Raw genomic sequence first — 12,607 nt, 5'->3', positions numbered from 1 at the left:
TGCGAACTCTGCTGCTCAGCCCGTTGCAGACGCCGAATTTTCACGACGTTCCAACCGCTTGTCCAGCACCGCTAGCACGACCAGCGCGGCGGCGGCGATCAGCCAGGCCACCACCGCGATGGACCCGGCCGGGATGATCGCCAGTCCGGCGTTACGGTGCTGCACTCTGACCAGGTTGGGATCCCTCTTGTTGTACTCAACGTAAATTCGCATGCCCGTGGATAATTCGGACGGATACAGCACACCGAGTTGCGGCCGATAGGTGATCCGATCCGGTGTGACAAACTCGATCGTCGAACGCCGCGGCCCGGCGCTGAGCACCTCAGCCTGCGCGACCCCCATATTACGTTGGATCGCAATGTCATTGCGCCACGCACCAGCCACCAGAAGCACCGACTGCAGCGTGACCAAACCGGTCACTATCAGGACGGCGATTCGTAACCAGCGCAGCACGATCCTGCCTCGAGTATCGGGCAGTTCATCACTGAGCCCATGAATCAGGATGTGCAGCAGGGGTTTCGGTGATATCACAGAGCCGCCTTGATGGCGGCGTGCAATTGTCGCAACGACGACCGGTCGGCCTTGACCTCGAGCACGCGCATGCCGGCACCGGGTTGATCGAGGGTCGGTCCGAGTTCGTCGACCTCGATCTGGCGAGATTCCACGTGGTAGGCGCGGCACAATGCGCCCACATCGACGTCGTGTGGGGTGCCGAAGATTCGCGATGACACGTCGGAGAACCTGGGATCACCCTGCTCGAGCAATTCGAAGATGCCGCCGCCGTTGTCATTAGACACCACGATGGTCAATGACCGCGGTATCGGTTCGGTCGGCCCGATCAACAGCCCGGAGCTGTCGTGCACGAACGTCAGGTCGCCGATCAGTGCGATGGTGCGGGGCGGGGAGTCCGGGCTGCCGGTGCGCTCGTGAGCCCCCTCATAAGCTAGGGCCGCCCCGATCGCGGTGGACACGGTGCCGTCGATGCCGGCGACCCCACGGTTGGACCGTACCCGGATGCCGCGGGTGTCCAAACCGGCCAACGCCACATCCCGCACCGGATTGGATGCCCCGAGCACCAGCTGGTCACCGGGCCGCAGCGCATGCGACACCGCCGCCGCGACATGCAGCCCGGTGGTCAACGGGTGCGCCGCGAGCTGTTCCCGAACCGCCGCGATCGCGTGCCGGTTCATCGCCGCACACCGGTCCAGCCACGCGGGCCGCGGCGCGCCGGTGGTGACCGCCCGCGTGCCGGTGGCCTGCGAGTTACCCGAGACATCCGGCCAGCGTGGACCGGTTGTCAATGCGAATACCGGCACTTCTGCGTCGGCCAGCAGCACCGATACCGGACGATGCAGTGTCGGCCGGCCCAGCATGATCACCTGTTGAGGGCGCAGCAGCGGCAGCGCCAGCGGGTGCAACGGGTTGTCCCCGGACCGCGGCGCCGTCGGTTCTGCGACGGTCGGCAACGCCGCGAGGTTGGGGTGCACGCCAGCGCCATGCCCGGAGATGACCACGGTGTCGACCGACAGGTCGATGTCCAGTGGCTGGTCGAAGGTGACCGGCGGCGTGTAGGTCCACGGCTTGCCAGCAGGCCGGCCCGGCGGGGTGACCGCGCCGAGGGGCTCGGGATCGGGCACCAGCGGTTCGCGCAGCGGGATGTCGAAGTGCACGGGGCCCGCGTTGGCGGTGCGAGCACCCGTGGCGGCCGCCAACACTCGGCACGTAGCCGATCGCCAGGTCGCGTTGAGCGCCGAGGTCCGCTCGGGTGCGTCCTCGGCCAGCCCCAGGCTGATGCTGGCGCGCACCTGGGTGCCGAAATAGCCCAGCTGTTCCATGGTCTGGTTGGCGCCGGTGCCCAGCAGCTCGTAGGGCCGATTGGCTGACAGCACGATCAGCGGCACCCGAGCGTAGTTTGCCTCCACCACCGCCGGACCGAGGTTGGCCACGGCGGTGCCGGATGTCATCGCGACACACACCGGCGCGCCCGCCCCGATTGCCAGCCCGATGGCCAGGTAGCCGGCGGTGCGTTCATCGATGCGAACGTGCAACCGGATCCGGCCGGACCGGTCGGCGTCCTGCAGCGCGAAGGCCAGCGGCGCATTGCGCGAGCCCGGACACAGCACCACGTCGCGAACGCCGCCGCGGATCAGTTCGTCGACGACGACGCGCGCCTGTGTCGTCGAGGGGTTCACCAGTACAGAGTGTCACAGCCGGACCGTATGGCCGGGCCGCGCTCAGGCCTTGACACTGGCGAAGAACTTCAGCATCGCGGTGTTGACGGCTTCCGGCCGCTCGAAGAACCCGAGATGACCGGCGTCAGGTATCTGCAGGTAACGGCCGTTCGGCAGGGCGTCGGCGACCTCCCGACCCAGGTAGGGCGGCGTCACCACGTCGTCGGCGAAACCAATCACCAGCACCGGCGCGGCGATGTTGCGGTAGGCGGGCAGCCGGTTGGTCTGCGGAGCGCAATCTAGCTGACAGCGCAGTCCGGGGGTGGACTTAATCGGCCACATGGAAAACATCGCGATCCAGTCGCCAACGGCCACGTCATCGTTGAGCGTCTTTCGGGAGAAGTTCTCCAGTAAGCGAGCCCTCGCGTCGTATGTGGGTGGCAGCTGGACACCCGAGTCATAGAGTTCGGCCTCGGCTTTGTTAAAGAACTGGCGGGCGCGGTCCAGGCGGCCGCGAGTGGCCATCAGCACCGCCGAGCTGACCAGCTCGGGTGCGACCACCATGAGTTCCTGCGCGATGAATGCCCCCATCGACACCCCGACAACGCGCGCCGGGGCGATGTCTAGGGTTTCGATCAGCGCCGCGGTGTCGGCGACCATGGTTTGCGTGGTGAAGCCTTCGGCGTTTTCGGTGGCGCCGATGCCCCGATTGTCGAACGTGATGCACCGATATCCAGCCGCCAGAAAGGCCGGGACTTGATGTGGGTGCCAGGTGCGTCCGGCGCCGCCGCGGCCGGCGATAAAGACCACCGGGTCACCGGTCCCGTTGTCGTCGTAGGCCAGGTTGATCACCCGAAAGACGGTACAAGCAACGAGTAGCAGGCCTTGACCCGGTCGATCCACCACTGTCGCCGCTGCGGCGGTGCACCCAGGGCTTGCAACCGCGCCGGGTCGGGCGTTGTCCGCGCAACTGCCAGAAAGCCGTCGACGGGTGCTGCGGGCTCGGCCACGTCCTCTTCAAACAGCCCGCCGGTGCCCAGCCCGCACGCGTGGTCGAGCTCCGGCAGGGCCGCGGCGGCGGTCAGGCCGGCGGCGATTCCGACGGCGGAATCGAGCGCGCTGGAGACCACCACCGGAACGGCGATCCGCGCCGCGATATCAAGCAGCGCCGAAATACCGCCCAGCGGGGCGACCTTCAGCACCGCGATATCGGCGGCCTGAGCGCGGACAACGGCCAACGGATCCTCGGCCTTGCGGATGCTTTCGTCGGCGGCGATCGGCACATCCACCCGCCGGCGCAACTCGGCGAGTTCGGCGACGGTGGCACAGGGTTGTTCAAGGTATTCCAGCGGGCCGTCGGCGGTCAGGGCGGCCGCCGCGGCCACCGCCTCGGCGACACCCCAGCCACCGTTGGCGTCCACCCGCACCATGGGAACCAGCTCCCGAACCGCGTTGACACGCTCGATGTCGTCGGCCAAGCTCTGCCCAGGCTCGGCGACCTTCACCTTGGCCGTCCGGGCCCCAGGAAACCGGGCCAGCACCTCGCCCACCTGGGCGGCGGCAACGGCCGGCACAGTGGCGTTAATCGGAACGCGGTCACGTCGCACCGGCGGCGGCGCACAGTAGGCGGTCTCGATCGCCGACGCCAACCACGCGCACGCCTGCGCGGACTGGTACTCCACGAACGCACCGAATTCGCCCCAACCGGCCGGACCCTCGATCAAGGCCACTTCACGGGTGGTGATGCCGCGGAAACGCACTCGCATCGGCAGGGCCACCACATACAGGCGGTCCAGCAGGGCTTCTAGGGGGGGCAGCACGGGTATCACCGCCGATAAACCTGGCGACCGGCCAGAAACGTCGCCCGCACCGCCAGGTCGGCGATCTGCTCTGGCGGCACCGTCCGGGGATCCGCCGACAGCACCACCATATCCGCGTACTTGCCGACCTGAAGCGAGCCGATCGCGTCCTCAGCGAACAGTTGCCAGGCGGCATCGATGGTCTGCGCGCGAATCGCCTGCTCGACCGTCAGGCGCTCCTCCGGTGCCAGCACCCGGCCACTGGGCGCCACCCGGGTTGCGGCCACGCTGATGTTGCGCAGTGGCTCCTCCGGTGTGACGGGCGGGTCGTTGTGCAGCGAGATACGCATGCCGGCGGCCACCGCGGATCCAGCCGGCATCCACCGGGACCCGCGCTGTGCCCCGAACAGGTCATCGACGATCACATCGCCCCAGTAATGGATCTGGTCGACGAAGATGCTGCAGGTGACACCGAGTTCGGCGGCGCGCCGCAGTTGGTCGGGCCGGATGGCCCCGACGTGTTCGAGCCGCAGCCGGTGATCGTCTCGAGGATTGCGGCGCAGTGCCTCTTCGTAGACGTCGAGGATGGTGTCCACACCGCCGTCGCCGTGCACGTGACAGGCGATCTGCCAGCCCCGCGGAAAGTAGGCCCCGACGATTTCGGCCAACTGTTCACGGGTGTAATTGGCGCACCCGCGGGAACCGGGCGGTACACCGATGGCACGGGTGGCGGGGGTGTCCAGGTAGGGAAAGGTCAGATCGATATTGCCGACCCACGGCGAGCCGTCCACCCAGATCTTGATGCCCACCTGGCGCAGCATGTCGTCACCTTGCCCAGGCGTCGCATCGGTGCACATCCGCGCATTGGAGATCTCGTAGGTGCACAGCCGGACCGTCAGTTCGGCGCGCACCGCCTCGACCATCGGCCGATACCCTGGGTCAAAAGCCATCTCCGAGCATGTGGTCAGGCCGGCACGGTTGAGCCGAGCACACTCGGCGCGCAGCATGGCACCGAAGTTGCTGGGGTCGGCTACACCGGCCAAAAGCGGAAGAATCGCGCCGATTTCCTCGGCGGTGCCGTCGAGTTCGCCATTGCCGTCGCGGCCATACTTCGCGCCCTTGGGATCCGCGGTGTCTCGGGTGAGCCCATTGAGCCAGGCGGCGTGCGAGTTGAAGTAAGCCTTGTGTCCGGAGTTGTGGATGATCACCAGCGGCCCGTTCGGCGCGAGGCTGTCGAGCCAGGTCAGCGTCGGCTCGCCAAGACCGGACTGCAGCAGCGGATCCCAGCCGACCAGATAGGCGCCGGCCGGGCCGCGCCGTGCAACCTCGCCGCGGATCGCGGCAACGACGTCGTCCGCGTCCCGCATCGTCACCGGACGGATATCGACGAACCGGTCCGACAGCACGACCGCCTCCAGTAGCGGATGGCCGTGTGCCTCAACAAATCCTGGCATGACGCACCCGGCACCCAGATCGATGACCCGGGTGTTGGCGCCAACCAGGCCGGCAACCTCGGACCGGTCACCGACGGCAATGACCCGGCCGTCGGCGACCGCGATCGCCTCGGCCGTTGGCCGCGCATCGTCGACGGTGAGCACGGTTCCGGTCATGACGAGGTCTGCATCGGCCATGGGCTCCAAGCGTAGTGATCCTTCGAGATTACGAGGGCACGGCAGATCCAAATTGCAACACGTTCTAGTCTTGCCAGATGAGCACCGCCGGCGACGATGCAGTGGGGGTACCACCCGCTTGCGGGGGACGAAGCGATGCGGTGGGGGTACCCCAGCTAGCGAGGGAGAGCGGCGCCATGCGTGACCAGGATTGTTCGGGCGAGCTGTTGCGCAGCCCGACCCACAACGGCCATCTGCTAGTGGGAGCGCTCAAGCGCCACCAGAACAAGCCGGTGCTGTTCCTCGGCGACACCAGGCTGACCGGTGGCCAGCTGGCGGACCGTATCAGCCAGTACATCCAGGCATTCGAGGCGCTAGGTGCCGGCACCGGGGTGGCGGTCGGTCTGCTGTCGCTCAACCGTCCTGAAGTTTTGATGATCATCGGCGCCGGGCAGGCCCGCGGTTATCGGCGCACCGCGCTGCACCCGTTGGGCTCGCTGGCCGATCACGCCTACGTGCTGAACGACGCCGGCATCAGCTCACTGATCATCGACCCCAACCCGATGTTCGTCGAGCGCGCACTGGCTCTGCTGGAGCAGGTGGACTCGCTGCAGCAAATCCTCACCATTGGGCCGGTGCCCGATGCGCTCAAGCATGTGGCAGTCGACCTATCCGCCGAGGCCGCCAAATACCAGCCGCAGCCGCTGGTCGCCGCCGACCTGCCACCCGACCAAGTTATCGGCCTGACTTACACCGGCGGCACCACCGGCAAGCCTAAGGGCGTGATAGGCACCGCGCAGTCGATCGCCACCATGACCTCGATCCAGCTCGCCGAATGGGAGTGGCCGGCCAACCCGCGGTTCTTAATGTGCACCCCGCTGTCGCACGCCGGCGCGGCGTTTTTCACGCCGACGGTGATCAAGGGCGGCGAGATGATAGTGCTGGCGAAGTTCGACCCGGCCGAGGTACTCAGAATCATTGAGGAGCAACGCATTACAGCGACCATGTTGGTGCCATCGATGCTGTACGCGCTGCTGGACCACCCGGATTCGCACACCCGGGACCTGTCGTCGCTGGAAACCGTCTACTACGGCGCCTCGGCGATCAACCCGGTGCGACTAGCCGAGGCGATCCGGCGGTTCGGCCCAATCTTCGCCCAGTACTACGGGCAATCCGAGGCGCCCATGGTGATCACCTATCTGGCCAAGGGCGATCACGACGAGAAGCGGCTGACCTCATGTGGGCGGCCGACGCTGTTCGCCCGCGTCGCGCTGTTAGACGAGCATGGCAAGCCGGTGAAGCAGGGCGAAGTCGGCGAAATCTGTGTCAGCGGACCGCTGTTGGCGGGCGGTTACTGGAATCTGCCAGACGAGACGTCGCGGACTTTTAAAGACGGCTGGCTGCACACCGGCGACCTGGCCCGCGAGGACTCCGATGGCTTCTACTACATCGTCGACCGCGTCAAGGACATGATCGTCACCGGCGGCTTCAACGTGTTCCCCCGGGAGGTCGAGGACGTGGTGGCCGAGCATCCGGCGGTTGCTCAGGTGTGCGTGGTTGGCGCGCCGGATGAGAAGTGGGGCGAGGCCGTCACCGCGGTGGTGGTGTTGCGCTCCAACGCGGCCCGCGATGAGCCCGCGATCGAGGCCATGACCGCCGAGATCCAGGCAGCGGTCAAACAACGCAAGGGATCGGTGCAGGCACCCAAGCGGGTGGTGGTCGTCGACTCTTTGCCGTTGACCGGTCTAGGAAAGCCGGACAAGAAGGCCGTGCGCGCACGGTTCTGGGAAGGCGCTGGGCGCGCGGTCGGCTAGGGCTTGGCCGTTGCATGAAGTCTGGTCCCTCGCATCTGATCTGGATTAGTCTTCACCCCGGCCTTCGGCCTGGCGATGCCGGCGCACTTGACGCCGCCGATGCCGTGCAGATATGCCGGCGATGCTCGGGATAACCCACCTTCACAGCGGGTTTCGCGGTCTGCGGCGGGCGAAAGAACCCGCCGAAGGCCTTGTTGAGCCGGCGCACGAAAACGATCGTTGTGTGTACATTGGTGTGTATGGCTCGGTTGAACGTGTATGTGCCCGACGAATTGGCGGAGCGCGCCAGGGCGCGGGGCTTGAACGTCTCGGCGCTGACTCAGGCCGCGATCAGTGCCGAGTTGGAGAACTCCGCAACCGATGCGTGGCTTGAGGGGTTGGAACCCAGAAGCACCGGCGCTCGGCATGATGACGTGCTGGGTGCGATCGATGCCGCTCGCGATGAGTTCGAAGCGTGAGAGCATCGCCCACTTCGCCGCCGGAGCAGGTGGTCGTCGACGCGAGTGCCATGGTGGATCTACTGGCTCGCACTAGCGATCGGTGCTCTGCGGTGCGCGCGCGGCTGGCTCGGACCGCGATGCACGCGCCGGCGCACTTCGATGCAGAGGTGTTGTCGGCGCTGGGGCGCATGCAGCGCGCCGGCGCACTCACCGTTGCCTATGTCGATGCGGCACTGGAGGAGTTGCGACAGGTGCCGGTGACTCGACACGGTCTTTCGTCGCTGCTTGCTGGAGCGTGGTCGCGCCGCGACACCCTCCGCCTGACCGATGCCCTCTACGTCGAGCTGGCCGAAACGGCAGGTCTGGTGTTGTTGACCACCGACGAAAGATTGGCACGCGCCTGGCCCTCGGCTCACGCCATCGGCTGAGTCCAGCGGGGCTTGGAGAAAGGTGGGCGCGCCGCCCTGTTGAGCGCTTAACATGCCCCACGAGTAGACCGCATTGCCGAGCGACACTGTGCCGGTTCGGTGATGAACTGCGAGCAGCGCCATGATCGAGTACGCGGTGACCCTCCACAGAAAGCCGCCCGGGCGCCAACTCACGACCACATGTGACCAAGGCCCCGGGCACCATACCGTCCGGCTGACGCCCAGCGGCCATGATTACTGTGGCAGGCATGGGTGAACGGATCAGATCGCCGTGGTGGCTCCAGCCGGCGAACAAGGACGGAGTTCAACAGCCTTGAGTGACAACCCTTTTGATGCCAAGGCGTGGCGGCTCGTGGACGGGTTCGACGATCTGACCGACATCACCTACCACCGCCACGTCGACGATGCCACGGTGCGGGTGGCGTTCAACCGCCCTGAAGTGCGCAACGCATTTCGCCCGCACACCGTCGACGAGCTGTACCGGGTGCTCGACCATGCACGAATGTCGCCCGACGTCGGAGTGGTGCTGCTGACCGGCAACGGGCCGTCCCCGAAGGACGGCGGCTGGGCGTTCTGCTCCGGCGGCGACCAACGAATTCGTGGGCGCAGCGGTTACCAGTACGCCAGCGGAGACACCGCGGACACGGTTGATGTCGCCCGCGCCGGCCGGTTGCACATCCTGGAGGTGCAGCGGCTGATCCGGTTCATGCCCAAGGTGGTCATTTGTCTGGTCAATGGCTGGGCGGCCGGCGGGGGACACAGCCTGCACGTGGTCTGCGATCTCACCCTGGCCAGCCGCGAGTACGCCCGCTTCAAGCAGACCGACGCCGACGTCGGCAGCTTCGATGGCGGTTACGGCAGCGCATATCTGGCCCGTCAGGTCGGCCAGAAGTTTGCCCGCGAGATCTTCTTCCTAGGCCGCACCTACACCGCCGAGCAGATGCACCAGATGGGCGCGGTCAACGCGGTGGCCGAACACGCCGAGCTGGAGACAGTGGGGCTGCAGTGGGCGGCCGAGATCAACGCGAAATCGCCTCAGGCGCAACGGATGCTGAAGTTCGCGTTCAACCTGCTCGACGACGGGCTGGTGGGTCAGCAACTGTTTGCCGGTGAGGCCACCCGCCTGGCCTACATGACCGACGAGGCCGTCGAAGGCCGCGACGCCTTCCTACAGAAGCGTCCCCCCGACTGGAGCCCGTTTCCGCGCTATTTCTAACGCGGCCGTTCGCCGAGGCTGTAGTTGCCGAGCAGAAGCCCGACGAGTGGGACACCACAGTAACTACAGGCTCGGCAAAACTAGACTCCCCAGCTGTGAGCAAAAGACCGCTGCGCTGGTTGACTGAACAAATCACATTGGCCGGCATGCGGCCACCAATTTCGCCGCAACTGCTGATCAACCGGCCCGCGATGCAACCCGTCGACCTCACCGGCAAGCGCATCCTGCTCACCGGCGCGTCGTCAGGCATCGGTGCGGCCGCGACCAAACAGTTCGGACTGCACCGCGCCGTCGTGGTTGCCGTCGCGCGCCGTAAGGATCTGCTGGATGCGGTGGCGGACCGGATCACCGGCGACGGCGGCACGGCGATGTCGCTCCCCTGCGACCTCTCGGACATGGAAGCGATCGACGCGCTGGTCGAAGACGTCGAAAAGCGCATCGGCGGGATCGACATCCTGATCAACAATGCCGGCCGGTCGATCCGGCGGCCGCTGGCCGAGTCGCTGGAACGCTGGCACGACGTCGAGCGCACCATGGTGCTCAACTACTATGCCCCGCTGCGGCTTATCCGCGGGCTTGCACCCGGGATGCTCGAGCGTGGCGACGGCCATATCATCAATGTCGCCACCTGGGGCGTGTTGTCGGAGGCTTCGCCGCTGTTCTCGGTGTACAACGCATCGAAGGCCGCACTGTCGGCGGTGAGCCGGATCATCGAAACCGAGTGGGGTAGTCAGGGCGTGCATTCGACGACGCTGTACTACCCGCTGGTGGCAACTCCGATGATTGCGCCGACGAAGGCCTACGACGGGCTGCCGGCGCTGACCGCCGCGGAAGCCGCCGAGTGGATGGTCACCGCCGCCCGCACCCGACCGGTGCGGATCGCGCCTCGGGTTGCCGTCGCCGTCAACGCGCTGGACAGCATCGGTCCCCGCTGGGTCAATGCACTCATGCAGCGCCGCAACGAACAGCTCAACCCTTGAACCGGGTCCCGGCCTGCCGACCCTCGGCCGCCGGCGTGCCGCTACGTGATAGACACAGGGCCATGGAAATCCTGGCCAGCCGGATGCTACTTCGGCCGGCGGACTATCAGCGGTCGCTGAGCTTCTACCGTGACCAGATCGGGCTGGCGATTGCCCGTGAATACGGGGCCGGCACAGTGTTTTTCGCCGGTCAGTCACTGCTCGAACTGGCCGGTTACGGCGAGCCGGACCATTCGCGGGGACCTTTTCCCGGCGCGCTGTGGCTGCAGGTGCGCGACCTCGAGGCTACCCAGACCGAGCTGGTCAGCCGAGGCGTGTCGATCGCTCGCGAGCCCCGCCGCGAACCGTGGGGCCTGCACGAGATGCATGTGACCGACCCAGACGGGATCACACTGATATTCGTCGAGGTTCCCGAGGGTCACCCGCTGCGTACAGACACCCGGGCGTGAACTCCGCAAAACGCTGGGTTACGTGATTGGTAACATCTGACGACGAGTCGAGATACACCCGCATTTCGCGTACTCGTTTGATCGACAACGCAATATCCCGACCAGCAGAATCAGGCCCTGTGAACCTTCAGTTGTTCCTTTTGCTCATTGTCGTCGTGACGGCATTGGCGTTCGACTTCACCAACGGGTTCCACGACACCGGAAACGCCATGGCGACCTCGATTGCCAGCGGCGCCCTGGCACCGCGGGTAGCGGTAGCACTTCCTGCCGTGCTGAACCTGATCGGTGCGTTTTTGTCCACCGCCGTGGCGGCCACAATCGCCAAGGGTCTGATCGACGCGAATCTGGTGACGCTGGAGTTGGTGTTCGCCGGCCTGGTCGGCGGGATCGTCTGGAACCTGTTGACCTGGTTGCTGGGCATTCCGTCGAGTTCCTCACATGCGCTGATCGGCGGCATCGTCGGCGCCACAATTGCCGCCGTCGGCCTGCGTGGGGTGATCTGGAGCGGAGTGGTGTCCAAGGTGATCGTGCCGGCCGTGGTAGCCGCGCTGCTGGCCACGCTGGTCGGAGCAGTCGGCACCTGGCTGGTCTACCGGACGACGCGCGGGGTTGCCGAAAAGCGTACGGAACGCGGTTTCCGGCGCGGCCAGATCGGCTCGGCGTCGCTGGTCTCGCTGGCGCACGGCACCAACGACGCGCAGAAGACGATGGGCGTGATCTTCCTGGCGTTGATGTCCTACGGCGCGGTCAGCACGACGGCATCGGTGCCGCCGCTGTGGGTGATCGTGAGTTGCGCCGTGGCCATGGCCGCCGGTACCTACCTGGGTGGCTGGCGCATCATCCGCACCCTAGGCAAAGGGCTGGTCGAGATCAAACCACCGCAGGGTATGGCCGCCGAGTCGTCATCGGCCGCCGTCATTCTGTTGTCCGCGCACTTCGGCTATGCGCTGTCCACAACGCAGGTCGCGACCGGGTCCGTGCTGGGCAGCGGCGTCGGCAAGCCCGGCGCCGAGGTGCGCTGGGGGGTAGCCGGCCGCATGGTGGTCGCGTGGCTGGTGACGCTCCCGTTGGCCGGGCTGGTCGGGGCCTTCACCTACGGGCTGGTGCATTTCATCGGTGGCTACCCCGGTGCGATCCTCGGTTTCGCACTGTTGTGGCTGACCGCCACCGCCATCTGGCTGCGGTCGCGCAGGGCGCCGATCGACCACACCAACGTCAACGCCGACTGGGAAGGCAACCTGACGGCCGGCCTGGAAGCGGGTGCGCAGCCGCTTGCGGATCAGAGGCCGCCGGTGCCTGCACCGCCGGCTCCGACTCCCCCACCGAACCACCGAGCACCACAGTTCGGCGTCACCACGAGGAACGCCCCGTGAGTGCCTGGTTCAACTACACGGCCACCCTGAAGATCCTGATCTTCAGTCTGCTAGCCGGCGCGCTGCTACCGGGCCTGTTCGCGGTGGGCGTGCGGCTGCAGGCCGCCGGCGACGGTGCCGACGCCACCGCGCGCCGGCGCCCGCTGCTGGTTGCCGTCAGTTGGGCGATCTTCGCGCTGGTGCTTGCGGTAGTCATCATTGGAGTGCTGTATATCGCCCGTGACTTCATCGCGCATCACACCGGCTGGGCCTTCCTGGGCGCCACACCCAAGTAGAGTCGCAGATGGCCGCGACATAGGGTTTGGCGACGGCCCCGACGGGAAGATA

Annotated in this window: 13 protein-coding genes and 1 other annotated feature; of the genes, 8 read left to right on the top strand and 5 right to left on the bottom strand. The window is 66.5% G+C overall.

The window, feature by feature from the left end:
• Positions 1-15: 15 nt before the first annotated feature.
• From Rv0556 to Rv0552, 5 genes are read right to left on the bottom strand one after another with little or no spacing between them, the layout of a single operon-like run.
• Positions 16-531 carry a transmembrane protein gene (locus tag Rv0556; protein ID NP_215070.1) on the bottom strand — a complete coding sequence of 172 codons (516 nt, stop codon included), beginning with the start codon at positions 529-531 and terminating at the stop codon, positions 16-18.
• Entirely contained in the window at positions 528-2,192 is a 1,665-nt protein-coding gene (gene menD, locus Rv0555; protein NP_215069.1) for a bifunctional 2-succinyl-6-hydroxy-2,4-cyclohexadiene-1-carboxylate synthase/2-oxoglutarate decarboxylase, read from the bottom strand. Before menD ends, Rv0556 begins: the two co-directional genes overlap by 4 nt.
• A gap of 42 nt (positions 2,193-2,234) precedes the next feature.
• Positions 2,235-3,023, bottom strand: a complete 789-nt coding sequence (gene bpoC, locus Rv0554) for a non-heme bromoperoxidase BpoC (protein ID NP_215068.1) — start codon at positions 3,021-3,023, stop codon at positions 2,235-2,237.
• The gene (menC, locus tag Rv0553) at positions 3,020-4,000 is read right to left on the bottom strand and encodes a muconate cycloisomerase (RefSeq protein NP_215067.1); all 981 of its coding nucleotides are present in this window, start codon (positions 3,998-4,000) and stop codon (positions 3,020-3,022) included. The genes bpoC and menC overlap by 4 nt, the downstream gene beginning before the upstream one ends.
• Entirely contained in the window at positions 3,997-5,601 is a 1,605-nt protein-coding gene (locus tag Rv0552; protein NP_215066.1) for a hypothetical protein, read from the bottom strand. Before Rv0552 ends, menC begins: the two co-directional genes overlap by 4 nt.
• A 77-nt stretch (positions 5,602-5,678) precedes the next feature.
• Positions 5,679-5,736 (top strand) — a repeat region (58 bp Mycobacterial Interspersed Repetitive Unit,Class III).
• Here Rv0552 and fadD8 point away from each other — a divergent pair.
• The 8 genes from fadD8 (at position 5,679) to Rv0544c (ending at position 12,555) form a co-directional block, all read left to right on the top strand.
• The gene (gene fadD8, locus Rv0551c; RefSeq protein ID NP_215065.1) at positions 5,679-7,394 is read left to right on the top strand and encodes a fatty-acid--CoA ligase FadD8; all 1,716 of its coding nucleotides are present in this window, start codon (positions 5,679-5,681) and stop codon (positions 7,392-7,394) included. It overlaps the preceding feature by 58 nt.
• A 191-nt stretch (positions 7,395-7,585) precedes the next feature.
• Positions 7,586-7,852: an antitoxin VapB3 gene (gene vapB3, locus Rv0550c; protein NP_215064.1), complete on the top strand. Its 267-nt coding sequence runs from the start codon at positions 7,586-7,588 to the stop codon at positions 7,850-7,852.
• Positions 7,849-8,262: a ribonuclease VapC3 gene (gene vapC3, locus Rv0549c; protein ID NP_215063.1), complete on the top strand. Its 414-nt coding sequence runs from the start codon at positions 7,849-7,851 to the stop codon at positions 8,260-8,262. Before vapB3 ends, vapC3 begins: the two co-directional genes overlap by 4 nt.
• A gap of 271 nt (positions 8,263-8,533) precedes the next feature.
• Complete coding sequence (gene menB / locus Rv0548c) at positions 8,534-9,478, top strand: 1,4-dihydroxy-2-naphthoyl-CoA synthase (protein ID NP_215062.1); 945 nt, start codon at positions 8,534-8,536, stop codon at positions 9,476-9,478.
• A 95-nt stretch (positions 9,479-9,573) separates the two neighbouring features.
• Positions 9,574-10,458 (top strand): oxidoreductase, encoded by an 885-nt coding sequence (locus Rv0547c; protein ID NP_215061.1) that lies wholly within the window; start codon positions 9,574-9,576, stop codon positions 10,456-10,458.
• Positions 10,459-10,520: 62 nt separating this feature from the next.
• Positions 10,521-10,907: a hypothetical protein gene (locus Rv0546c; RefSeq protein ID NP_215060.1), complete on the top strand. Its 387-nt coding sequence runs from the start codon at positions 10,521-10,523 to the stop codon at positions 10,905-10,907.
• Positions 10,908-11,026: 119 nt separating this feature from the next.
• The gene (gene pitA, locus Rv0545c; RefSeq protein NP_215059.1) at positions 11,027-12,280 is read left to right on the top strand and encodes a low-affinity inorganic phosphate transporter; all 1,254 of its coding nucleotides are present in this window, start codon (positions 11,027-11,029) and stop codon (positions 12,278-12,280) included.
• Positions 12,277-12,555: a transmembrane protein gene (locus tag Rv0544c; RefSeq protein ID NP_215058.1), complete on the top strand. Its 279-nt coding sequence runs from the start codon at positions 12,277-12,279 to the stop codon at positions 12,553-12,555. The genes pitA and Rv0544c overlap by 4 nt, the downstream gene beginning before the upstream one ends.
• Positions 12,556-12,607: the final 52 nt, after the last annotated feature.

Source organism: Mycobacterium tuberculosis H37Rv, assembly GCF_000195955.2.
GTDB lineage: Bacteria > Actinomycetota > Actinomycetes > Mycobacteriales > Mycobacteriaceae > Mycobacterium > Mycobacterium tuberculosis.
Note: the sequence above shows the minus strand (reverse complement) of the source record. Positions and strands in the feature narration are given on the sequence as shown.

Coding starts and splice junctions, on each gene's coding strand:
- Rv0552 (NP_215066.1), bottom strand. CDS start 5,601: ATGGCCGATGCAGACCTCGTCATGACCGGAACCGTGCTCACCGTCGAC.
- fadD8 (NP_215065.1), top strand. CDS start 5,679: ATGAGCACCGCCGGCGACGATGCAGTGGGGGTACCACCCGCTTGCGGG.
- Rv0546c (NP_215060.1), top strand. CDS start 10,521: ATGGAAATCCTGGCCAGCCGGATGCTACTTCGGCCGGCGGACTATCAG.